The 23,567-nt window shown below is 64.9% G+C and carries 18 protein-coding genes and 1 pseudogene; 8 read left to right on the top strand and 11 right to left on the bottom strand.

Translation table 11 applies throughout. From position 1 onward, the window contains the following. Positions 1-161: 161 nt before the first annotated feature. Positions 162-2,069, bottom strand: coding sequence for a M3 family oligoendopeptidase (locus IVA93_RS06920; protein ID WP_018453809.1), 1,908 nt, complete (start codon positions 2,067-2,069; stop codon positions 162-164). A 127-nt stretch (positions 2,070-2,196) separates the two neighbouring features. Here IVA93_RS06920 and IVA93_RS06915 point away from each other — a divergent pair, with 127 nt between their 5' ends. The 3 genes from IVA93_RS06915 to IVA93_RS06905 all read left to right on the top strand — a co-directional run bounded on the left by IVA93_RS06915 (position 2,197) and on the right by IVA93_RS06905 (position 8,143). After that, the gene (locus IVA93_RS06915; RefSeq protein WP_018453808.1) at positions 2,197-3,690 is read left to right on the top strand and encodes a sigma-54-dependent transcriptional regulator; all 1,494 of its coding nucleotides are present in this window, start codon (positions 2,197-2,199) and stop codon (positions 3,688-3,690) included. A 362-nt stretch (positions 3,691-4,052) separates the two neighbouring features. After that, positions 4,053-6,233, top strand: a complete 2,181-nt coding sequence (locus IVA93_RS06910) for a L,D-transpeptidase scaffold domain-containing protein (RefSeq protein WP_026232599.1) — start codon at positions 4,053-4,055, stop codon at positions 6,231-6,233. A 287-nt stretch (positions 6,234-6,520) separates the two neighbouring features. Beyond that, a complete protein-coding gene (locus IVA93_RS06905; protein ID WP_371258498.1) occupies positions 6,521-8,143 on the top strand; it encodes a peptidoglycan L,D-endopeptidase MepK in 1,623 nt (540 codons plus the stop codon). A gap of 26 nt (positions 8,144-8,169) precedes the next feature. Here IVA93_RS06905 and IVA93_RS06900 read toward each other — a convergent pair. The 3 genes and pseudogenes from IVA93_RS06900 to IVA93_RS06890 form a co-directional block, all read right to left on the bottom strand. After that, positions 8,170-8,577: pseudogene (locus IVA93_RS06900) on the bottom strand (DUF1801 domain-containing protein); the annotation flags it as partial. Between the two features lie 60 nt (positions 8,578-8,637). Then, positions 8,638-8,910 carry a DUF2312 domain-containing protein gene (locus tag IVA93_RS06895; RefSeq protein WP_018453804.1) on the bottom strand — a complete coding sequence of 91 codons (273 nt, stop codon included), beginning with the start codon at positions 8,908-8,910 and terminating at the stop codon, positions 8,638-8,640. A 209-nt stretch (positions 8,911-9,119) separates the two neighbouring features. After that, positions 9,120-9,422: a DUF1244 domain-containing protein gene (locus IVA93_RS06890; RefSeq protein ID WP_007596287.1), complete on the bottom strand. Its 303-nt coding sequence runs from the start codon at positions 9,420-9,422 to the stop codon at positions 9,120-9,122. A 177-nt stretch (positions 9,423-9,599) separates the two neighbouring features. On the opposite strand from IVA93_RS06890, the gene IVA93_RS06885 reads away from it, so the two are divergent. Continuing rightward, the gene (locus tag IVA93_RS06885) at positions 9,600-10,193 is read left to right on the top strand and encodes a DUF1036 domain-containing protein (RefSeq protein WP_018453803.1); all 594 of its coding nucleotides are present in this window, start codon (positions 9,600-9,602) and stop codon (positions 10,191-10,193) included. Next, on the top strand, positions 10,190-11,626 hold the full coding sequence (gene pyk / locus IVA93_RS06880; RefSeq protein WP_026232597.1) for a pyruvate kinase: 1,437 nt from the start codon (positions 10,190-10,192) through the stop codon (positions 11,624-11,626). Before IVA93_RS06885 ends, pyk begins: the two co-directional genes overlap by 4 nt. Before the next feature lie 151 nt (positions 11,627-11,777). Here the strand turns inward: pyk and IVA93_RS06875 are convergent, their stop codons facing one another. Beyond that, positions 11,778-12,458, bottom strand: a complete 681-nt coding sequence (locus IVA93_RS06875) for a helix-turn-helix domain-containing protein (RefSeq protein WP_026232596.1) — start codon at positions 12,456-12,458, stop codon at positions 11,778-11,780. A 268-nt stretch (positions 12,459-12,726) separates the two neighbouring features. Here IVA93_RS06875 and IVA93_RS06870 point away from each other — a divergent pair, with 268 nt between their 5' ends. Then, on the top strand, positions 12,727-13,710 hold the full coding sequence (locus IVA93_RS06870; RefSeq protein WP_018453800.1) for a phosphatase PAP2 family protein: 984 nt from the start codon (positions 12,727-12,729) through the stop codon (positions 13,708-13,710). A 229-nt stretch (positions 13,711-13,939) separates the two neighbouring features. Here IVA93_RS06870 and IVA93_RS06865 read toward each other — a convergent pair whose 3' ends face one another. After that, on the bottom strand, positions 13,940-14,104 hold the full coding sequence (locus tag IVA93_RS06865; RefSeq protein WP_007614256.1) for a Flp family type IVb pilin: 165 nt from the start codon (positions 14,102-14,104) through the stop codon (positions 13,940-13,942). A gap of 298 nt (positions 14,105-14,402) precedes the next feature. Here IVA93_RS06865 and IVA93_RS06860 point away from each other — a divergent pair, with 298 nt between their 5' ends. Then, the gene (locus IVA93_RS06860; protein WP_204512217.1) at positions 14,403-15,917 is read left to right on the top strand and encodes a hypothetical protein; all 1,515 of its coding nucleotides are present in this window, start codon (positions 14,403-14,405) and stop codon (positions 15,915-15,917) included. A 62-nt stretch (positions 15,918-15,979) separates the two neighbouring features. Continuing rightward, positions 15,980-17,164, top strand: coding sequence for a glycosyltransferase family 87 protein (locus IVA93_RS06855; protein WP_018453798.1), 1,185 nt, complete (start codon positions 15,980-15,982; stop codon positions 17,162-17,164). A gap of 330 nt (positions 17,165-17,494) precedes the next feature. Here the strand turns inward: IVA93_RS06855 and ftsH are convergent, their stop codons facing one another. The 5 genes from ftsH to IVA93_RS06830 form a co-directional block, all read right to left on the bottom strand. After that, a complete protein-coding gene (ftsH, locus tag IVA93_RS06850) occupies positions 17,495-19,417 on the bottom strand; it encodes an ATP-dependent zinc metalloprotease FtsH (RefSeq protein WP_007596301.1) in 1,923 nt (640 codons plus the stop codon). A 214-nt stretch (positions 19,418-19,631) separates the two neighbouring features. Beyond that, positions 19,632-20,747: a tRNA lysidine(34) synthetase TilS gene (tilS, locus tag IVA93_RS06845; protein WP_018453796.1), complete on the bottom strand. Its 1,116-nt coding sequence runs from the start codon at positions 20,745-20,747 to the stop codon at positions 19,632-19,634. Positions 20,748-20,821: 74 nt separating this feature from the next. Then, the gene (gene ybgF / locus IVA93_RS06840; RefSeq protein ID WP_018453795.1) at positions 20,822-21,880 is read right to left on the bottom strand and encodes a tol-pal system protein YbgF; all 1,059 of its coding nucleotides are present in this window, start codon (positions 21,878-21,880) and stop codon (positions 20,822-20,824) included. Between the two features lie 187 nt (positions 21,881-22,067). After that, a complete protein-coding gene (pal, locus tag IVA93_RS06835; protein ID WP_026232595.1) occupies positions 22,068-22,556 on the bottom strand; it encodes a peptidoglycan-associated lipoprotein Pal in 489 nt (162 codons plus the stop codon). A gap of 236 nt (positions 22,557-22,792) precedes the next feature. Beyond that, positions 22,793-23,557: an N-acyl amino acid synthase FeeM domain-containing protein gene (locus tag IVA93_RS06830; protein ID WP_026232594.1), complete on the bottom strand. Its 765-nt coding sequence runs from the start codon at positions 23,555-23,557 to the stop codon at positions 22,793-22,795. Positions 23,558-23,567: the final 10 nt, after the last annotated feature.

Genomic DNA, 23,567 nt, shown 5'->3' with positions numbered 1-23,567 from the left:
ATTGCAGGTCGAACCCGCCTGCAAGAATTAGTCCGGTCCCGGGCACAAACGTTCAATGTGCATGGCGGGATCTTTACAACCCGCCTCCCCCGTTGTCGGAACAACGGGACACTCGGACGGCCGACCCGACCTGCTCGCTGCAGCGCTGAAGGCGGTTCGGCTCAGCCCATCGCTTCCAGTTCGTCGATCATGCCGGCGATGACGCTCAGGCCGCCGTCCCAGAACTTTGGATCCTTGGCATCGAGCCCGAACGGCCGCAGCAGTTCGGAATAATGCTTGGTGCCGCCGGCGGCGAGCATGTCGAGATAGCGCTCGGCAAAGCCTTCGGCCGCGTTCTCGTAGACGGCGTAGAGCGAGTTCACGAGACAATCGCCGAATGCATAGGCGTAGACGTAGAACGGCGAATGGATGAAGTGCGGGATGTACATCCAGTAGTTCTCGTAGCCCGCTTTGATCTCGATTGCCGGACCAAGGCTCTCGCCCTGCACCGAGAGCCAGATCTCGCCGAGCCGCGTCGCGGTGAGCTCGCCGTTCTTGCGTTCGGTGTGGACCGCGCGCTCGAAGGAATAGAACGCGATCTGCCGCACCACGGTGTTGATCATGTCCTCGACCTTGCCGGCGAGCAGCGCCTGGCGCTGCCTTGCGCTCCTGGTCTGCGCCAGCAGCCGCCGGAAGGTCAGCATCTCGCCGAACACGCTCGCGGTCTCCGCCAGCGTCAGCGGCGTCGGCGCCATCAACGCGCCGTTCCTGGCCGCCAGCACCTGATGCACGCCATGGCCGAGCTCATGGGCGAGCGTCATCACGTCGCGCGGCTTGCCCTGGTAGTTCATCAGCACGTAGGGGTGCGCGGACGGCGTGGTCGGATGCGAGAAGGCCCCCGGCGCCTTGCCCGGACGTACCGGCGCGTCGATCCAGCGGTCGGCAAAGAAGCGCTCGGCGATATCAGCCATCTTGGGCGAGAAGCCGCGATAGGCGGAGAGCACCATGTTTCGCGCATCGCCCCAGCCGATCACGTCGGTCGCAGCAAAAGGCAGCGGCGCGTTGCGGTCCCAATAGGCCAGGCGCTTCCTGCCGAACCAGCGTGCCTTCAGCGCGTAGTAGCGATGCGACAATTTTGGATAGGCTGCGCGCACCGAGGCGACCAGCGCATCCACCACCTCGCGCTCGACGCGGTTGTTCAGGTGCCGGGAATCTGCGACGTCCTTGAAGCCGCGCCAGCTATCGGAGATGTCCTTGTCTTTGGCCAAAGTGTTGGTGATCAGCGCAAAGGTGCGCTCATTGGCCTTGAAGGTCTTTGCGAGCGCCTCTGCCGCGGCCTTGCGCTTGGCGCCGTCGCGGTCCTGCAACAGATTGAGCGTCGGCTCGATCGCGAGCTCCTTGGGCCCGACCTTGAAGCGCAGGCTCGAAATGGTCTGGTCGAACAGCCGATTGAAGGCGGAATAGCCGGTCTGCGCCTTCTCCAGGAAGAGCTGCTCGAGCTTGTCCTCGAGCTGGTACGGTTTCTCCTTGCGTAGATCCTCGATCCAGGGACGGTAGTGCGCGAGCTCGGTGGCCTGCATCGCGCGGTTCAAAATATCGTCATCGATCCGGTTGAGCTCGAGCGCGAAGAACAGCAGATGCGTCGATGCCGCCGTCAGGCGCTCGGAAACGTCGCCGTAAAACTTTGAAATCTTGGGGTCCACGCTGTCGCCGGCATGAACGAGGCCAGCGTACGAGCCGAGCCGGCCGGCGAGGTCGTCGATCGCCTCATAGCGTCGCACGGCTTCTGCGAGCCATTTTCCGCCATCTTCCTTTGCTGTTCCTGTTGCGAGCTTGCCCTTGTAGTCCGTCTCGAACGCGACGCAATCGGCATCCATCTTTGCGAGATCGCGCGCCACTTCCGGCGCATCGATCCCGGAATAGAGGTCGGCGAGGTTCCACTCCGGAAGCTTGCCGGTCTTGCTCGCAGGCTTTGCGGGTGAAGGTCTGGAGGACTTTGCCTTGATGACCGATTGCTTGGTGCCTGGTTTGCGGAGAGCAGACTTTTTGAGAGCAGACTTTTTGAGTGCAAGCTTGGAGCTCGAATTCATTGTGTGGGAAACCTGTGTTCAACAATCGCGACGGCGGGCGGGGGCATCAGGATTTAACAGTGCGTTAATCGGCTTCGGCCAGAGTGCCCCGATTCGAGACAGATAGTAGTAGCGTGCGGGGAACACCATGGCTGCCAGTATTTTGATCGCCGACGACGACGCTGTAGCCCGCCGGCTGGTCGAAAACATGGTGCAGAAATGCGGCTATGAGACGATCGTGGTGGACTCCGGCGATGCGGCGATCGCCGCCCTCACCGCCCCCGACGCGGCCATCGACGGCGTCATCCTCGATCTCGTGATGCCCGGCCTCGACGGCATGGGCGTGCTGGCGAAAATCCGCGAAGCGGGTCTCAGCATCCCCGTCATCGTGCAGACGGCCCATGGCGGCATCGACAATGTGATCTCGGCGATGCGCGCGGGTGCGGCCGACTTCGTGGTCAAGCCGGTCGGCCTGGAGCGGCTCCAGGTCTCGCTTCGCAACGCGCTCAATTCGTCCGCGCTCAAGGGCGAACTGCAGCGCATCCGTCACAGCCGCGAAGGCCGGCTGACCTTCTCCGACATCATCACACGCGCCGAGGCGATGGCGGGCGTGATGCGCGCGGCGCAGAAAGCAACAAACTCCTCGATCCCGGTGCTGATCGAGGGCGAGTCCGGCGTCGGCAAGGAGATGTTCGCGCGTGCCATTCATGGCAGCGGCGAGCGCAAGGCCAAGCCGTTCGTCGCGGTCAATTGCGGCGCGATCCCCGACAACCTCGTCGAATCCATTCTGTTCGGTCACGAGAAGGGTGCCTTCACCGGCGCCACCGAACGCCACACCGGCAAGTTCGTCGAAGCTCATGGCGGCACGCTGTTCCTGGACGAGGTCAGCGAGCTGCCGCTGAGCGCGCAGGTCAAGCTGCTTCGCGCGCTCCAGGAAGGCGCGGTCGAGGCGGTCGGCGGCCGCAAACCCGTGAAGGTCGACGTCCGCATCATCTCGGCGACCAACCGCAGGCTGCTCGAGCGGGTCAAGCAGGGCCACTTCCGGGAAGACTTGTTCTATCGCCTGCACGTGCTGCCGCTGACGATCCCATCGCTGCGCGCCCGGCGCGAGGACATTCCGCATCTGCTCAGGCATTTCCTGGCGCGCTTTGCCGCCGAGGAGAACCGCCCCATCACCGGCATCAGCGGCGAGGCCGTTGCGCACCTTGCCCAGCTCGATTGGCCCGGCAACATTCGCCAGCTCGAAAACGCGGTCTATCGCGCCGTGGTGATGAGCGAGGGCGACCAGCTTGGCCTCGACGACTTCCCTCTGATCGCCTCGCAGCCGCATCCGGGAACAGACATTCCGACCGCGCCGCTGATGCTGGAGCCGATCGCGGCCCCCTCCGTGGTGTCAGGTAATGAAATACCGATCGCGCCGCTGCCCATGGCGGGTGCCCTCTCAATGCTGACCGCGACCGGCGACGTCCGGCCGCTGGAAGACATTGAGAACGAGATCATCCGTTTCGCGATCTCGCATTACCGCGGGCAGATGTCGGAGGTCGCCCGCCGCCTCAAAATCGGCCGGTCCACCCTCTACCGCAAACTCGATGAAGCCGGAGTTCCCGGCCATGGCGGCAAAAGCGGTGAGGAGACGCACTGAGCCGGACGCGAACGGCGGTTCGTCCGGGCGGAGCGATACGACTGTAAGCCGTTCGTATGACGACGGAATTCGACTGCGATTTGAACCGTGACTTGGAAGTGACAGACACAGGGAAAAGCGCGTGGCAGAAGCGCACAATCCGTTGCCAAGAGGCGTGCTTGAAGTCAGTTTGTCGTGAGTTGTCCCGGGTAGCGCTGGCTGCGAAATCGGGGCCTGTATATCGTCCGCGTAAGATTCGTCTGCGTAGGAATCGTTGCGTGCAGGCGTGCAACTTTCGAGAGGCCGGCGCGGTTTAGCCGAAGCTCAATAGGCGATAACGAAGCTGTTCCACGGGGGACAGTTCACCCGAGGGGTGCGACACAATGCGTGACTGTTTGAACCACCGTGCAGGCTTTGACCGTGTCTTGATCACGGTCGCGGCGACCTTCCTCACGGTATCGGCCAGCTCAGCCCTGGCGCAGGATCAGGCGCACAGCAGCGCTGCCGAGCTCGCGATCGAAGCCGCCATCCCGCGCCCCGAACCCGCAAACGTCCCGCCCCCGACCGCATCAGACATCAAGCTCGACACCACCGCCACGGTGGTGGACCCTGCTAAGGAGCCCGCCAAGGAACCCCTGAAGGCCGAATCCGCCCCCGCGCCGGACAAGGTCGAGACCAAGCCTTCCGACGTCGCCACCACGCCCGCCGCCGAGGCGACGAAGAGCGAGACGGCGAAGACTGAACCTGCCAAGACCGAACCTGCCAAGGCCGACACGGCGATCCCAACGCCGGCCGCGCCCGCCACCGCTGCGGCTCCGGCCTCGGAGCCGGTGAGGGCCGCGAGCAACGTTCCCGCGGCCGACCAGCCGGTCGCCGACAAGCTCAAGGACATCATTGGCGCAAAGGCCTCGCGCTATCTCGACCGTAAGAACGAACGCGCTGCGATCGAGAAGTTCTACGGTGCACGCGACTTCGCGCCGGTCTGGAGCCAGGGCGGCAGCCTGACCGCTGCGGCCAAGGGCGTGATCGCACGGCTGAAGGACGCGGCGTCCGACGGTCTCAATCCCGCCGATTACCCGGTGCCGGACTTCGCGGCCGCCACGACACCCGATACGCTCGCCGATGCCGAGCTCAAGCTCACCGCCAGCATGTTCGACTATGCGCGCCAGGCCCAGAGCGGCCGCATGCACTGGTCGCAGGTCAGCGGCGACATCCTCTATCCCGAGCATCCGGTCGATCCGAACGAGGTGCTCGCCAAGGTCACGACCGCGGCGGACGCCTCCGCGGCGCTCGACAGCTACAATCCGCCGCAAAAACTTTACAAGGAGCTGAAGGCGAAGCTCGCGGAGCTCCGCGGCCAGGGCAACGGCCCGGTGATCGAGATCGCCGATGGTCCGGCGCTGAAATACACCCCGGCCGGCAAGAAGCAGGCTGAAATCGTCGTTGAAGATCCGCGCGTGCCGCAGCTGCGCGCCAAGCTCGGCATCACCGAGAACGCCAGCGACACCCGCTATGACGCGGCGGTCGCCGAAGCCGTGCGCAAATTCCAGAACAGCGCCGAGCTCAAGGCGACCGGCATCCTCGACGACAAGACGGTGAGGGCGATCAACGCCCCGAAGCGCGACAAGCAGATCGACGTGGTGCTGGTGAACATGGAGCGCTGGCGCTGGCTGCCGCGCGACCTGGGCGCGCCCTCGCTGGGCGATGCCTATGTCATCCTCAACATTCCCGACTACACGTTGAAGGTGATGCAGCGCGGCCAACAGGTCTGGACCACCCGCGTCGTCACCGGCAAGCCCGGCACGCATGCGACCCCGCTGCTCACCGAGACGATGAAGTACATCACGGTCAATCCGACCTGGAACGTGCCGCCGTCGATCGTCTACAACGAATATCTGCCGGCGCTTCAGCAGGACCCGACAGTGCTCCAGCGCATGGGCCTCAAGCTCGAACAGAACCGCGATGGTTCGGTGCACATCTCGCAGCCGCCCGGTGAAGCCAACGCGCTCGGCCGCATCCGCTTCAATTTCCCCAACAAGTTCCTGGTCTATCAGCACGACACGCCGGACAAGAACCTGTTCGCCCGGGACGAACGCGCCTTCAGCCACGGCTGCATGCGCGTGCAGAACCCGGATCAGTACGCCTCGGTCCTGCTCAACATCGCGATGCCGAACGAGAAGTACACGCCGGAACGCATCCGCAGCATGTACGGCAAGAGCGAGATCGACCTGAAATTCCCGACCCCGATCCCGGTCAACATCACCTATCAGACCGCATTCGTGGACGATGGCGGCAAGCTGCAATTCCGCAAGGACGTCTATGGCCGCGACGCGACCATGATCAACATCCTGAAGAACGGTCGCGGCAAGGATCTCGAGAACGTCGTCGCGCACTCCCAGCCGAGCTATTCACGCCCGGCGACGACACTGCCGAACGGGGTGTTGGCGGCCAACAACGGCGGCTCGTCCGGGCCGAATTTCTTCGAGCGGCTGTTCGGAGCGCCCACCCCGCCGCCGGCCCCGGTCGGCCGCCGGCCGCAGCAGCAGCGGGTATTCACCCGCTGAGCCAGGCCGCCCGGCGCCTGATTTCCTGAAATTCTGCAGTAAAATCAGCGACCTCATCCTCTGGATGGGGTCGCTTAACGTTAACCATTCTCCACCTGACCTCAGGCAGCGGGCGTTTTTTTGCCACACTCACCCGGTTAGGTTCGCGATCTGACTTGGTTTGGGGGCGGGAAGGTCAACCTCGAATTAACCTTCTCGCTTTAACAAAGCGTTCATCCTCTTTCGCGCGCTAACGGGGTTAGCGGGAGAGTCCATTTTGAACGCTCGTCGACTGGGTGGGCTCTAACGTGCTGACTGGAATCGCACGCCAATTCGCTGTGCTGTCGTTGTCCCATGCGGGAGTGAAGGCCGGATCCAGAATCGGCCTCGCTGCCGTATTGCTGCTTGCTGCCGCGGGTTCAGTTCACAACGCCGCCGCGCTCAACGAGACCAAGACGCTCTCCTTCCACCACACCCATTCCGGCGAAGACCTCACCGTCACCTTCAAGCGCGACGGACGCTACGACGAAGCGGCGCTGAAGCAGCTCAACCACTTCCTGCGCGACTGGCGCAGCCAGGACGAGACGGTCATGGACCGTCACCTCTTCGACATCCTCTGGGAAGTCTACCGCGACGTCGACGGCAAGCAGCCGATCCAGATCATCTCCGCCTACCGCTCGCCCGCGACCAACTCCATGCTCCGCCGCCGCTCCTCCGGCGTGGCGCGCTTCAGCCAGCACATGCTGGGGCATGCGATGGACTTCTACATCCCGAACGTGCCGCTGGAGCAGATCCGCTTCGCCGGCCTGCGCCTCCAGCGCGGCGGCGTCGGCTTCTACCCGACCTCCGGCTCGCCGTTCGTACATCTCGACACCGGCAGCATCCGGCACTGGCCGCGCATGACGCATGACCAGCTCGCCCGGGTCTTCCCGGACGGACGCACCGTCCACCTCCCGACCGACGGCACGCCGTTGAAGGGTTATGAGCTCGCCAAGGCAGAGATCGAGCGGCGCGGCAGCGGCGAGGATTCCGGCAGCAAGTCGAATTTCTTTGCCGCCCTGTTCAAGGGCAAGTCGGCTCCGGCCGCGGCGAGCAACGACGAGGATGACGAGGGCGCGCCCGCCCCGTCCGCGAAGACTGTCGCGCCGACCGTGGTCGCCGCCGCGACCAAGCCGGCCGATCCGGTGCCGACGCCGCGCGCCAAGCCGTCAGTCGCGGCGACGATCCAGCTCGCCTCGGCCGATGCGCAGATCGTCGCGCTTGCCAAGCCGAAGCCGGCCCCCGTGGCTGACAAGCCGGCCGCCGGCAAATCTGCTGACGCCAAGCCCGAGACCCCCGCCGACATCATCAATGCCCGCGGCTTCTGGGATACCCCGACTGCGCCGCAGCAGGCGACGCCGGCCCAAATTGCTGCGCTGAAGGCACGGCAGGCGCTTGCCGCCGCCACCGATCCGCAGCCGACCGCGAGCGTGTCCAGCGCCGCCTATCAGGCGCTGGCCTACGCCCCGGCGTCCGCCTCCCCGGTCGACCGCGCCAATGTCGTCGCCGCCTCTGCGCCGATCCCGCGCTCCGCCCGTCCCGCCGCCGCATCGCGCAACGTTGCGCCCGCGACCGAGATCAACACGGTGGTCGGCAAGCGCATCGACGGCATGGTCGCAACCGCGACCCGGCTCTCCGCAGCCAAGGGCGAAAGCATCTGGCTCAAGATCGTGATGCTGTCGCCGAGCGCCAGCCGCGCGATGTCGGTCACGCTGATGGGCGAGCTCGACACCGCCGCAATGCGCGCCTACTTCGTCAAGCCGCAGTCCGTGATCGCCATGGGTTTTGCCGACGATCCGATGCAGGGCCTGTCCTGCGACAGTTTCTCGGGCACCGCCACCGCCAAACTCGAGACGACGTCCTTCGTCGTACGGACGGCTTCGCTGCGCTGACGTCTTCGCGCGCCGCTAACGCTTCTCCGTCGATCCAGATGATACGTCAACGCCAGCAACAGGCAGACCGATAGGTCCTGCTTCGGCAGCTTGCCCGACACCGGCAACAGCAACGCCCTGGTCTGCCGATATTCGAACTGATCGGGAAAGCGTTCACGAAAGGTATCGACCAGCGTCGTCTTGCAGTTGAACAGAATCGCGGCGTGCGCGGAGTCCTTCAGGCGGCCGAGCCGGATCGTGCTGCCACTGCCGGTCTCTTCGGTCAGATAAGCAGGCTCGCCCCATTTCAACGTTTCGGTAAGACGGCCGATGCCTTCATGCGCCGCGGCGGCCGCGAAGATCAGCTCGCGTACCCAAAGCAGCCGCTTGCCGATCGACGCCGGAAAAGCATCGTAGGCACGGCTTACCTCGCGCGGCAGCGGCGGCGCAGTCACCGCGGTCTCCTTCGATCGGCATGGTGTCGCCCTGGCGAAAGCCAGGACGACACCGATAGCTCAGATCATCCCCAGTGCTTGCATGTAGGTCTCAAGGATCGTCTCGGCCTCGGCGCGCTCGTTCGGGTCCTGCTTGCGCATGCGCACGATGGTGCGCAGCGCCTTGACGTCGTAGCCGTTGCCCTTGGCCTCGGCGAATACGTCGCGGATGTCGTCGGAGATCGCCTTCTTCTCTTCCTCCAACCGCTCGATGCGCTCGATGATGGACTTGAGCTGGTCCTTGGCAAATTTCGTCGCGGGCTCGTCGTCGCGGACGGCGGCGGAGGGGGCCATCTTGGTACTCCCAATGGAACTGGCAAAACGAGGTGACGCCGGCATCCTCACCGCGCGTGCTGGTTAGACCCTTAGGGTTCGGACCTCTCGCGTTCAAGGCAGCATCGCGCTCGTCCACAGCGCGCCCACACCTTCCTGCGGCGTGTCGAAGAAAGCGGTTGTGTGATGCGACTCAAAGGCACCGCATATCAGGCTGCCGGCGAGGCCGTTCAGTGCCCCGGATGAACCTTCTTCATGGCATCGAGCTGCTCAGGCGTGGCCGCGCCCTGGTATTTCGACTTCCAGGCCTCATAGGGCATGCCATAGACGGCTTCCCGGCTCTCATCCTTGCTCAAGGCGACGCCTTGGGCGTCGGCGGCGTCCTTGAGCCAGTTGGACAGGCAGTTGCGGCAGAAGCCTGCGAGGTTCATCAGGTCGATGTTCTGGACGTCCGTCCGCGTCTTCAAATGATCGACCAGGCGCCGGAAAGCGGCAGCCTCGAGTTCCGTTCTGGTTTTGTCGTCAATTGCCATGGCTGGATCCCTCGGCTTTGCGAATTGGCTGTGACCTGGATGGGTCACCCTTACGAGATCAGGTGGGGCCTGTCACAGATTTTGCCATATCGCGGCGCAAACGGGCGCGAAGCCGGCTTCAGGCAGTTCCTGGGCCCTACGCCAAATCGTCAATGATCTGATATAGCTTCCGCGACAATGATCGCCGAATCTCCCCGCTCCCGCCTTCGCCTGCTCGCCCGGTTGGTCCCGGTGCTGGTGGTTGGCCTGCTGTACCTCTGGGCCAGCCCGGCTTCCGCCGATTTCCGGCTCTGCAACAACACATCGAGCCGGGTCGGCATCGCGCTCGGCTACAAGGATGCCGAGGGCTGGACCACCGAAGGCTGGTGGAACATCTCGTCGCGCTCCTGCGAGACCCTGCTGCGCGGAACTCTGGTGGCCCGCTTCTATTACATCTACGCCATCGACTATGACCGCGGCGGCGAATGGTCGGGCCAGGCTTTCATGTGCTCGCGCGATAAGGAGTTCACCATCCGCGGCACCGAGGATTGCCTTGCGCGCGGCTATGACCGGACCGGCTATTTCGAGGTCGATACCGGCGAGCAGCGGGCCTGGACGGTGCAGCTCACCGATGCCAACGAACAGCCGTCAAAGCAGCAGCGCGTGCCAGGCCTCCCCGGCCCTGTTGGCCCGGGGGTCCCGGGTTTGCCCAATGGCCCGCCCGGTGGTACGCCCCCCGCCGCGCCTGGCCTCCCGCCAGCTCCCTCGCCCCCGTCTGGAAATAAGCCATGAGGCGTCTTCGCCGTATCAAGATTCTCGCGACCCTTGGACCCGCTTCTTCGGACCTCGCGATGATCCGCCGCCTGTTCGAGGCCGGCGCCGACCTCTTCCGCATCAACATGAGCCACACCCCGCATGACAAGATGCGCGAGCTGGTGGCGACGATCCGCAACGTCGAGAGCAGCTATGGAAGGCCGATCGGCATTCTGGTCGATCTCCAGGGGCCAAAGCTCCGGCTCGGTGCCTTCGCCGAAGGCGCGGTCCAGCTCCAGAATGGCCAGACCTTCACGCTCGATTCCGACAAGGCGCCGGGCGACACCACCCGCGTCCAGCTCCCGCATCCGGAGATCCTGGCCGCGCTGCGGCCGGGCCACGCGCTGCTGCTCGACGACGGCAAGGTGCGGCTGATCGCCGAGGAGACCTCGAAGGAGCACGCGGTGACGCGCGTCGTGGTCGGCGGCCGGATGTCCGACCGCAAAGGCGTCAGCCTGCCCGACACCGACCTGCCGGTCTCGGCGATGACGCCGAAGGACCGCGCCGATCTCGAAGCGGCGCTGGTCACCGGCGTCGACTGGATCGCGCTGTCCTTCGTGCAGCGCGCCGACGACGTGCTCGAGGCCAAGAAGATGATCCGCGGCCGTGCGGCGGTGATGGCCAAGATCGAGAAGCCGCAGGCGATCGATCGCCTCGCCGACATCATCGACGCCTCCGACGCCCTGATGGTGGCGCGCGGCGACCTCGGCGTCGAGCTGCCGCTGGAACGCGTGCCGAGCCTGCAGAAGCAGATGACGCGCATGGCGCGGCGCGCCGGCAAGCCGGTGGTGATCGCGACCCAGATGCTGGAATCGATGATCCAGTCGCCGGTGCCGACCCGCGCCGAGGTCTCCGACGTCGCCACCGCCGTCTACGAAGGTGCCGACGCCATCATGCTGTCGGCGGAATCGGCGGCCGGCAAATTCCCGGTCGAGGCCGTCTCGACCATGAATCGCATCGGCGAGGAGGTCGAGCGCGACCCGATTTATCGCTCCGTCATCACCGCACAGCGCCCGGCCCCGGAAGCCACCGCCGGCGATGCCATCGCGGACGCTGCGCGGCAGATCGCCGAGACGCTCGACCTGCCGGCCCTGATCTGCTGGACCAGTTCGGGATCGACCGCCGTGCGCGTGGCGCGCGAGCGGCCGAAGCCGCCGATCGTGGCGATCACGCCGAACGTCGCGGCGGGACGCCGGCTGTCGGTCGTCTGGGGCATACATTGCGTGGTGGCAGAAGATGCGCGCGACCAGGACGACATGGTGAGCCGCGCCGGCCAGATCGCGTTCCGCGACGGCTTCGTCCGGGCGGGCCAGCGCGTGATCATCGTCGCCGGCGTGCCGCTCGGCATCCCCGGCACCACCAACATGGTGCGCATCGCCTCGGTCGGCCCCGAGGGCGAAGCGAATATCTAGCTCCGCCGGCACCCGGCAAACAAAAAATGTCGAAAACAACCCCATGCACAGTAGCCGGCGGGTCCGGCGGATGTGCTGAGGTTTTTTGAAAAGGCGAGCTCGAGCAACGGCCTGGGCGCGATCAGGTCCGCCGGTCGATCAGGATGACGTTTTAGGCCCCAACCAGCGCTTTCGCCGTCGGCAGCAGCGTCTGCTGCACGACGAGCCCCCTGGCGCGGGCGTCCATGACGCCGACCGCGCGGAGCGCCAGCAGCGTCACGGTCTGCACGGCATCGCGCATCCTGGCGGGATCGTCGAGATTGTCCGGCGCGAGCGGTCCGACCAGGGCCTCGTGCAGCGCGCCGAGCAGCGCGGTGGCAGCAAGGGCCGTGTCCTGCGCCGGCAGGTGGCCGGCGCGCACGGCGGCGTCGATCCGCGAGGCCATCTCGCCCGCGATCTCGCGCCGGCTGGCGAGACGTGAAGCGCTGACATCGACATCGACCGGCTCGGCCAGGATGCCCCAGGCGAGCCTGCGCTGTGACAGGGTATGGACAGCCACGGTGGTGACCGCCGCCGCCAGCGCCGAGGACGGCCCCGGCGCGGCATCGGCGGCTCGCCGGATCGCCGTGAGCTCGTCGCGGGAGACTTCGGCAATCAACTCGGAGATCAAATCGGCCTTGGAGGGGAAGTAGCGGTAGACCGTACCCGCAGCGACGCCGGCGCGAACCGCGACTGGCGCAATCTGCACCGCCGCCATCCCGCCTTCCGCCGCCGCCTCCCGCGCCGCCGCCAGTATCGCACTGCGCCGGGCCGCAAGGCGCTTCACCACTTGATGCGTCCGCCGATAAACCATGGCGCGCTTCCTGTCCCACACGCCGGTCGCACGCCTTGCGGCCGAACGCTTCGTCACTGATATCGCAAATCGCCCCGCAAGGACTGAACAACTATTCAGAGTGGATGACAAGGTGCAAATGCATGAAGCGTCACGCAAAAAAAACGCGAGCTCAAACAGCTAAAAACGTCGCGAACTGCTTTGGTGAAGGGGTAACCACGATCGTTACCGCCATCTTAAACCTGCTCCGCGACTGTGCTGCGGTATCGCGATCCCACCTCGGTGCAGCATGGTCGACACGGACGCCCGGACCGCCTGGCAGCTCTTCCACCTGAACTGGCTTCCCATCGCAGCCATGGGCAGCCTGCTGGCGCTGGGCCTCGCCTTCACCGGCCTGAGCCTCGAACCAGTCGCCTATTGGGTGACGCTGGCAGTTGCTGCAGTCTTGCTCGCGCTGGCCTATGGCCACCGCATCGTCAAAGGCGAGCTTGCCGACCCGAAGCTGCTGTTTTCGCTCGGAACGATCGGACAGATCATTCTCACCTGCGCCATCGTCGGACCGCTCAGCTATGTCGCGGCTAAGCTGAACTGGCCGCTGCAGGACCAGGCGCTGCTTGCGATCGACCGTGCACTCGGCCTCGATCCCGAACCGATCGCGCGATACGTCAACGACCATCCCTGGCTCGCGGACTGCCTGGCTCGCGGATATGGGCTGATCAAATTGCCGCTGCTCGGCATTCCCGTCGTGCTGGCACTGACGGCGCACTATATGCGGCTGCAATTGTTCATGCTCGCGATGAGCCTCGCGCTCGCGGTCACCATCGCGATCTCCGCCGTCGTGCCCGCGATCGGCACCTATTGGGGGCTGCAGCTGTCCGCCGCGCATTTTCCCGAAATCAACACCGCGGTCTATGCCGGGCAGTTGCGCGACATCCTCGCGCTTCGCGACGGTAGCCTGCACGAGCTCCAGTTGTTCTTCCTCGCCGGCGTTGTCTCGTTTCCGAGCTTCCACGCCGCATCCGCCGTGCTCTACATGTGGGCGCTGTGGCCGGTGCGCGGCCTCGGCGGCATCGCGGCTGCGCTCAATCTGCTGATGATTGCGGCAACACCGGTGATCGGCGCGCATTACGTCATCGACGTCGCCGGCGGAATCGCAGTCGCCGCAGCGTCGATCTGGGCGGCGAAATTCTATCTCGAATGGCACCGCCGCGCGCAGCAGACGTCTGCCGCGCCTGCGCCGTCGGCGGTCTGGCAGCCCGGCCTCGCGGAATGACAGCCGACAAGTTGCCCTAGGGTCCGCGCGTAGCGGCGTGCCCGCCGGCAACTTTCAATGTTCAATGTTCTCGACGGTGGGAACGCCTGCGCTTTCGGAGCCGCGGCAGACGCTTTGCCGCCCTACAAGCTTGCTACAGCTTCACGACTTCCCAGATCCGGAAATCGTCCGCCAAAAGAAAAGAGCCCCGTCAAGGACGGGGCTCTTTGAATTCGCGATTCGTACAGCGTTACTTGAGGCTGCTCGAGATCGAGGTGAACTTGGCGTTCAACGTGGTGCCCAGGTTATTGACGACAGTGATGATCGCCAGCGCAATGCCGGCGGCGATCAGACCGTATTCAATAGCGGTGGCGCCGGATTCATCTTTCGCAAAACGCGCAACGAGGTTCTTCATAAAGAGCTCCAAATGAGTACACGAGGCTACAACTGATCTGGTCTTTTGGGCTTCCCAGCGCCGCTTGACCATGGAACCGAACGTAGAGGCAAAGAATTGCGCCGCAGTTAATTCGACTGCGGAAACACAGAGCGGTTTGCGTGTATGCGTCGATGGTAAACCGAAATCTAAAACGATCCGTTAAATTGTCGAGACATCAAGCCGGCCCCGCCTCACCGGTTTACCCGGAATTATGACCGCCGTGGTCCAATGTCGATCGCTCGGCACAACGACAAAAACACCAGGACGACGAGGCGGCATGTCCCTTTCCTTTGCCAACAGCATCACGGTGCAGGGTCGTGCGCGAGCCCTGGTGCCGCTGTGCGTCGGTGCGGGCGCCTATCTCTTCTTCGCGTATGTCGGCGACACGCTGCTTCAGGACTCCGACTCGCTCTGGCAGATCAAGATCGGACAATGGATCCTCGATCACCAGGCGCTTCCCTACACGGACTTCTATTCCTTCACCCGTCCGGGGGCGCCCTGGGTTTCGACCTCATGGCTGTCGCAGGTCCTGTTCGCCCTCTCCTATGCGCAATGGGATTGGGCCGGCCCGGTGGTCCTCACCGCGCTTGCGGTCGCATTGTCGGCGGCGATGCTGGTCGGCCTGCTCGAGGCCCATCTGGAAATTCCGCGAGCGGTCCTGTTCGCGATGTTCGCGCTGTTGCTGTCGCTGCACCACGTTCTGGCGCGGCCACACATGCTGGCGCTGCCCGTGATGATCGCGTGGGTCGGCGTATTGATGGCCGCAGCCGACCGCAAGGGCGCCCCGTCATGGTACTGGCTGCCGCTGATGTCCCTGTGGTCGAACCTGCATGGCGGCTTCGTGCTGGGCCTGGCCCTGATCGGCCCGATGTCATTTGTGGCGCTCTGGGGCATGGAGTCCGGCAAGCAGGTCCGACTGCTGTCGCGCTGGTTCCTGTTCGGTGTTGCGGCACTCGCCGCAAGCTGCGTCACGCCTTATGGCTGGCGCACATTGCTCGGCGCGATCAACATCCTCAATCTGGGCGAGCTGCTGACGATCATCTCCGAGTGGGCGCCCGCGAACTTCGCCTCCTTCAACGCATTCGAAGGCGCGCTGTTCGGCCTGATTGCGATCGGGCTGTATCGCGGCCTGACGCTCTCGCCCCCGCGTATTCTTCTGATCCTGCTTCTGACCTGGATGGCGCTCACCCACGTCAGGAGCATCGAGGCCTTCGCCTTCCTGGTGCCGCTGGTGCTGGCCAAGCCCCTCGGCGAACGGTCTGCGCTGCCGCAGCCTGGCACGCAGGGCGGCGAGAGTTGGGCTGCCCGTTACGTCACCGCGACCGGCGCGCTGATGATCGTGGCCGCAGGCTGGACCTCGACCTCACTCTACATGGCGCATCACCGCTTCACCTTCACGATGGATCAGACACCGGTCGCCGCCGTCGATCTGCTCGAGAAACGCAAGGCGCAACGCATCTTCAACGCCTACCAGTTCGGCGGCTATCTGATCTCGCGTGACATCCCGGTCTTCATCGACGGCCGCGCCGAGCTCTACGGCGAAACCTTCGCCATGGACGTCTTCAAGGCCGTGGAGCTCAAGAAGCTCGACAGTCTGACGCGGCTGCTCGACGCGTACCAGATCGACGCCACGCTCATGGTCGCGGACGCACCGGCCGCCCAGGTGCTGGACCACATCAAGGGCTGGAAGCGGCTCTACGCGGACAACATCGCCGTGATCCACGTGCGAACCGGCGGCACAGAGGCCGGCGCGATGCCGGAAGCGGAGTCCTCGAGGGAAGCCGTCAAGTGAGCGCGTCAGCTCAGCAGCCGATATCCGGTCCATCGCGCCGCTGGATCGGAATTCCTCTCGTGATGCTGCCAGCGTTTTCGATCGCAACGCTCTTCGCCTGGGGCGTCCTGATCTCCACCTTCACCCATCCCGGTTGGATCGGGCTGAACCACGTCGCTCCCGGCACCGACTGGATGGTGTTTTACGGCGCCGTCAAATCGTCGCTCGCCGGCAATCTTGCGCTGGTCACCGATGGTGACGCGTTCACGGCCTATCTCAACCAGTCGTTCGCATCATGGCTCACGGTGCCTCTGGAGTTCCGTCCATGGTTCTATCCGCCCGGCTTCCTCGTTCTGCTGCTGCCATTCGCGCCGCTTGGCTTCATCGGCTCCTATGTCGCATTCCAGGCCGCGACCGCAGGCTTCCTGGCCTGGGCGCTTCGCAACCGGTCCGATCAGCCGCAACTGACGCCCTACATCATCGCGGCCGTGCTGGTCTCGCCATCGGCATCTCTCAACCTGGCCGATGGACAATGCGCCTTTCTCGTTGCCGCACTGCTGGTCGCGGGCGTCAGGCTGCTCGGACCGCGACCGCTCCTGGCCGGGGCAATCCTCGGGCTGCTGAGTTTCAAGCCGCAATTCTTCCTGCTCGTCCCGCTCGCGCTAATGGGGGCGCGCCGCTATGGCAGCCTGTGCGCTGCTGCATGCTCGGCATTCGCATTGGCGGCTGCAAGTGCCATGATTTTTGGCGTCGAATTGTGGCTCTGGTGGATACCGCAGGCGTACAACAATCTGGTCAGCCCCGACGCGAAATGGCTGGCCTATGGCCGCATCTGGGGTCACAGCGTGTGGGCCTGCGCGATGCTGCTAGGCCTGCCGGAGCGGCTGGCCTCCATCCTGCAGCTGGCCGCGATCCTTTCGAGCGCGGCGGCAACGTTCGCGGTCTTTCGCTCCTCGCTCCGTACCAACAACAAGCTGATCGTACTGCTTGCGGCAACCGTGCTGGCAGCCCCGCATTCGGGCCCTTATGACGCGACGCTGCTGACGGTCGCCGTCGTGCTGTGGCTTGCCGCATCGATCGATGCTCCACGCTTTCGCGACTGGCTGATCGGGCTCGGCATCTGGATGGTGCCGTTGCTCAGCCCGGCGGTGTATATTCCGGCGGGACGACTATCGCCGCTCCTCATCGTCGCTCTCATCGGCGTCGTGTTCGGCGCGTTGCGCAGTCCGGCAGGGTCTGGCGAGCCGGCAATGTCGCCGCATTCCTGAATCCAATCTGCGGCTGGCGATGCGGGCGCCGAAGTGATGACGCAAACTCCGGAGCGTGTGCCACCACTTCTAGCGTGATTGGCGAGAGATGGTGGGCCCGGCGCTTAGGCACCTTTGCCTGCCGTACTTCTGAGTTTCCAGTGCAACTGCATCAAAATCGTCAATGCGAGCGCAGTGAAGCAAATCCAGACTGTCACCGCGGATCTATTCTGGATTTCTTCGCTGCGCTCGCAATGACGGGCGCTGAGTTGGCACCACCCGCAAATCACCATCACCAACAAAAAACGCGGCGTTTCCGCCGCGTTTTTCAATTCGATCTGCCGTACGCGATTACGCCTGCGGCTGCGGCTCCAGGCCGGGATCCGGATCGGGTCGCGGGCGCGACTTGCCGGCCGGCGGCACGGCCGAGGCGCGCGGTGTGGTCGGCTCGAGCACGGATTCGCGGTTCGGCTTCTTGCCCTTGAGCAGGTCGATGATCTCGTCGCCGGAGAGCGTCTCGAATTCGAGCAGGCCCTTGGCGAGAGCTTCGAGATCGGCGCGCTTCTCGGTGAGAATACGCGTTGCCTCGTTATAGCCTTCTTCGACGAAGCGCCGGATCTCGGTATCGATCTTCTGAACCGTCGCTTCCGATGCGTTCTGGGTGCGCGACACCGACATGCCCAGGAAAACCTCGTCCTGATTCTCGCCGTAGGACACGGTACCGAGCGCCTCGGACAGGCCCCAGCGCGTCACCATCATGCGCGCCAGACGCGTCGCCTGTTCGATGTCGGACGACGCACCCGAGGTTACCTTCTCGCGACCGAAGATCAGCTCTTCGGCGACGCGGCCACCCATCATGATGGCAAGGCGCGAGGTCATCTGCTCCAGCGACATCGACAGCTTGTCACGCTCGGGCAACTGCATGACCATACCCAGCGCACGCCCGCGCGGAATGATGGTCGCCTTGTGGATCGGATCGGTCGCGACGACGTTGAGGCCGACGATGGCGTGGCCGCCCTCGTGATAGGCCGTCAGCAGCTTCTCTTCCTCGGTCATGACGAGCGACTTGCGCTCGGCGCCCATCATCACCTTGTCCTTGGCTTCCTCGAACTCGGCCTGGGTCACCATCCGCTTGTTGCGGCGGGCGGCGGTGAGCGCGGCTTCGTTGACGAGGTTCATCAGGTCGGCGCCGGAGAAACCCGGGGTGCCGCGCGCGATGGTCTTGAGGTTGATATCCGGCGCCAGCGGCACCTTGCGGACGTGGACCTTGAGGATCTGCTCGCGGCCGACGACGTCCGGGTTGGGCACCACGACCTGACGGTCGAAGCGGCCGGGACGCAGCAGCGCGGGATCGAGCACGTCGGGACGGTTGGTCGCGGCGATCAGGATCACGCCCTCGTTGGCCTCGAAGCCGTCCATCTCGACCAGCAACTGGTTCAGCGTCTGCTCGCGCTCGTCATTGCCGCCGCCGAGGCCGGCGCCACGGTGACGACCGACGGCGTCGATTTCGTCGATGAAGATGATGCAGGGCGCGTTCTTCTTAGCCTGCTCGAACATGTCGCGGACGCGGCTGGCGCCGACGCCGACGAACATCTCGACGAAGTCAGAACCCGAAATGGTGAAGAACGGCACGTTGGCTTCGCCCGCGACCGCACGCGCGATCAGGGTCTTGCCGGTGCCGGGAGGTCCGACCAGCAGCACGCCGCGCGGAATTCGGCCGCCGAGGCGCTGGAATTTGCCGGGGTCGCGCAGGAATTCGACGATCTCCTGCAGGTCCTGCTTGGCCTCGTCGACGCCCGCGACGTCCTCGAAGGTGACGCGGCCATGCGCTTCAGTCAGCATTTTTGCGCGCGACTTGCCGAAGCCCATCGCCTTGCCGGCGCCGCCCTGCATCTGCCGCGACAGGAATATCCACACGCCGATCAGCGCGATGAAGGGCAGCCAGGAGACCAGCAGCGAGACGAACCACGGCACGTTGTCGCCGGGCGGCTTCGCGGTGATCTGCACCTTGCTGTCATAGAGGCGCTTCACGAGCGTCGGATCGCTCGGCGCATAGGTCTGGAAGCTCGAGCCGTTGGTGAAGGTGCCGTGAATGTCCGGCCCCTGGATTACGACGTCGCGCACATTGCCGCGGTCAACCTCGCTCAGGAGCTGGGAGAAGGCGATGTCCTGCGAGGAGGCGCGCTGACCCGGATTCTGGAAGAGCGTGAACAACGCCAACAGCAGCAGGACAATGATGACCCAGAGGGCGAAATTGCGCAGATTGGCGTTCATCGATCTTCCTTCGTGGTCGCGCGGATCGCGGCCTGAGCCTTGGGCAGTTATTTGGGCAGCGCGAGGAAATCCCCAAGGAATCCTCTCGGTTAGACGCATACAATCTAGGTGTCGCTCCGGTCGCTGCCAAGGGAACGAGATGGGACTATTTAGCCCATCTTAGTCCGATTCCCGCTGAAATAATGGCGCCCGGATCCGGGTTTTTCCTGCCTGGTTAAGGTGTCCTCACGGCGCGGTCTCGAAATGGCCGGTGCCATGATCCGCCCTTATCCACCCTTGATCCACCCTTGCGCCGGGCCGGCGCCGGGGCGATGCGGATACGTCCCCCGGCAAGGCTGATCAAGGCTCCCGCAAGCGTCTGCTTCAGGGCCGGCCGGCCATTTGCGGGTGCGCGGGCACTTGCGGCAATGGCCTGATCGAGCACGGCCAGGAGGGATTCGACCTTGCCGAGTTCCGCCGGCCCCTCATGCCCGAACGCGTTGATGGCCCGCAGCAGGATCCGCAGCCGGACCTCCTCCGGCAGGGCGGCAAACCCGGAGGCCTCGAAGCTTCGAACGCCGGCCTGCGGCGCATCGCCGCGATCCCGCAAACGGAGGAAGCGCTCGGCTCCATCGGTCAGCACCTCGACGGCCAAATTGGCGCGCGCCAGCCTTGCCGCGAGCCGAGCCAGGCTGCGGGCATCACCGCCCTCCGCCGCGAGCTGCGGCAGCAGCGCACGCAGCCGCGGCCGGGTAAAGGCAGCGTCGTGGTTGGTGGGATCGTCGGCAAAGCCGATCTTCGCCCGCTTCAAGGTCGCGATCAGCTGCGACTTCGGAACATCGAGTAGTGGACGCGCAAGAACGACGCCGTCGCGCTCGGTGAGACGGGCCATCGCCGACAGCCCGGCTAATCCGCTGCCGCGCACAAGCCGCATCAACAGGGTCTCGGCCTGGTCGTCGCGGGTGTGGGCGGTCAGCACGTGGCTCGCACCGGCGAGGCGCGCGGCCTGCACAAGCAGGCGGTAGCGAGCTTCGCGCGCGGCGGCCGGCAGTCCCGTTTTCGGCTTTGCCCCGCGCCAGCGCACGGTCCGGTGCGGCAGGCCAAGCCCGGTTGCGAGACGCTTGACCGCGCGCGCCTCGCGCGCCGCCTCCGGCCGCAAGCCGTGGTCGATGGTGACTACGGTGAGACGCGGGCCGCGCGAAAGGCTGCGATGCCAGCGCGCCGCAAGCCACATCAGCGCCACCGAGTCGGGCCCGCCGGAGACCGCGAGCAGCAGTCCCTGCGCGCCTTTCAGGCCTGCGAAGAGGCGCTTGGCCTCACGCGCCGAGATCGGTGAATTGTCCTCTGACATGACACTGCAATCGTCCGCGGATGGACACTGTTTAGCGCAGCGCCATCCGTCTTGTCAGGATCAATCGCCGCGCCTCAGCACTTCACCCGCTTCTGCTCGCGGTCGACCGCAGCTTTGACGCCGGCGGAAGCGCGCGGATATTTGCGCCCGACTTCACCGAAGGCGGCACACGCCGCCTCCTTCTCCTTCAGCGCCGCCAGCGACTGGCCGAGCCGCAGCAGGGCATCCGGTGCCTTGGCGGATTTGTCGTATTTCGTGGTGACGGCGAGGAAGGCTTCCGCGGAGTCGCGATATTGCTGGCGCTGGAAATAGCTCTCGCCGAGCCAGTATTGCGCGTCACCGAGCAGCGGGTCGCTCGGATATTTCTGCGAGAAATTCTTCATGGTCTGCTCGGCCAGCGCGTAGTCCTTGCGCTGCATGTAGCCGATTCCGAGGTCGAATTCGTCGCGCGGCGTTGCCGAGGGCGGCAGGGTCGCAAGGCCCGTGCCGCCTGATGGCGCGGGAGAGCCGGATGAGACCGGCGGATAGCCGGGCTGCGCAGCCTGAGGCCCGACCGCCTGCGGATAGCGGGGGCCGCTGTTGGCGAGATCAAGCGGTTCGCCGGCGCCACGGCCGCCGGGCGCGCCGCTCGGGGCACCTGCAGGCATCGGTTGCTGCCCGCCGCCGAGCGCGCGCGGCGCACCCGGCGCATTCGGACTCTGGTTCGGGTCGAAGGCATCGCCGCGGCGGCGCGTGCCCGGCGCGCCGGGCGCAGGCTGCTCCTGAACGATCGGTGCCGGAGAGGCGATCTGCGGCTGCTCGTAATTCGGCTGGGCCGCTTGCTGGTGCGGCGGCTGCTGGCGATAGGCCGGCGCGGCTTGTGCGGGCGGCATGGCCGCGACATTGGGCTGGACCGGCGTCTGGCCGGGCGAAGCTTGCGCGCCGCCCTCGAGCGCTCTTAGCCGCTCTTCGAGCTGGCGGTTGCGATATTGCAGCTCTTCGTTCTGACCGGTGAGCTGGCGCAGCTGGTTCTCCAGCCGCTCGATCCGCATCTCGGGATCTGCATCGTCCGATTGTGCGAGGGCGGGCGAGCACAACGAAAGCAGCGCGGCGATCGCCACGGTGCCGGTGAAGACCTTAAATCTGGATGACATCTTGCCCTGACGACGAAAGCGAAATGGCCTGCGACCGAACATTCGACGCGCCACACATTGAAGGGGAGTACGCCAAAACTGTGACTGTAACAAACGGGTTTCTGTCACAGATCGCTGAAACGAAACCGGCGCCCGAGAGGGCGCCGGCATAATCGCTATCTGAAGATGAACGGCGCCTGACCGATCGTCAGGAGCTCGCGTTCAGCACGGTGACGGCGCGGCGGTTCTGCGACCAGCAGGAGATGTCGTTGCAAACGGCCACCGGCCGCTCCTTGCCGTACGAGATCGTGCGCATGCGGTTCGGATCGATGCCGCGCGAGGCGAGGAACGAACGCACCGATTGGGCGCGGCGAGCGCCGAGCGCGATGTTGTATTCGCGGGTGCCGCGTTCGTCGGCATGACCTTCGACGGTGAAGCTGTAGCGCGGATAGCTCTGGAGCCACTGCGCCTGCTTCTCCAGGGTCACGATCGCCTGCGGGGTCAGATCGGTCTGGTCGCTTTCGAAGAACACGCGGTCGCCGACATTGACGACGAAGTCTTGCTGGCTGCCCGGCGTCGCCGCGTTGGCCATCGCATCCGTGGCAGAGTTCTTGTTGGCGCAGGCACCCATCGACAACGCGACGGCAAGCACCGCGGCCAGCTTCAATCCCTGGAGGATGCGCATAGGATGTTTCATTCCGGAGCCTCCACGCTCACGTTTCGTCCACTGCTGTCCGGTCTACAGGGGGTTGGTTAAGCGAACGTTCCGTCAACCTTGATGGAACCTTGCCACAGCCGGTCAAATGCCCCCAACCAGCGAAAAGCAACCGTCATGGTTAATGGGTTGTAAATGTGGCGCGACGGTGAAGGCAAGCCGCAACGACCGGCAAAAACCGCGGCCTTTGCTGGAATTTTAGGCTCGTCGCGTGGGGCCTAGCGGGCAGAACCCGTTGCCGAGACGGCTACGTCCGGGGGCCGCTGCGTGGCCAGCGACACCGGGCGCGCGGCAGCCTGGCGGGGGCTGCTGCGTTGAAACAGCATGCGCCGCTCAAACGCGCTGGAGCGCATGATCGGAAAGCGCGTCAGGACCTTTTCCCGCTGGTTCCGGAAATCGGACGCCATCAGCACGGCCTTCTTGGTGGGCCAGCCCGGAAACCCGCGTGGCTCCGGTGAAATGGTCTCGTGCAGGAAGATGCGACGATAAAACGCCTGGTGGTCGGTCCGGATCATGGCCAGCCCGGTATCGGCGTTGAAATGATCGCAGGCCACAAAGGCCAGCCGCACCGTCAGATAGGGCAGCTCCGGAAAACGCTGGTGCTTTTCGGGATCGGCAACAAACCGGCATGGATCGATGAGAACTTCGCCGCGGTCGAGGCGGGGATGCAGCACGTCGCCAAACACTTCGGTCGTGTAGGACATCCGCCAGTCCGACGTCAGGACGTGAATGCGAACGGAGCTGCAGAGCTCTCCATCGACATAGACCCCGAAATTCCAGGTGTTGGGCGCATCGTCGAAGCGATCGGTTACGCGCCGCGACTCCGACGGCTCGATCAGACCGGCGTGCAGATAGGCCCGGTACCGCATCAAATAGAGGTTGTCTCGGTCCTCGGGAGTTTCGATCAGGCGGTAATCGATGCGGTCAAACAGAGCGGCTCCCCGCGGAAGGAGCACCGTTTGCGGTTCAGCTCCAGACGTCATCCAGTACCCC

The sequence above is a fragment of the Bradyrhizobium sp. 155 genome (genome assembly GCF_023101105.1).
In the GTDB taxonomy this organism is placed as follows: Bacteria; Pseudomonadota; Alphaproteobacteria; order Rhizobiales; family Xanthobacteraceae; genus Bradyrhizobium; species Bradyrhizobium canariense_D.
This window is presented reverse-complemented; position numbering and strand designations above follow the sequence as displayed.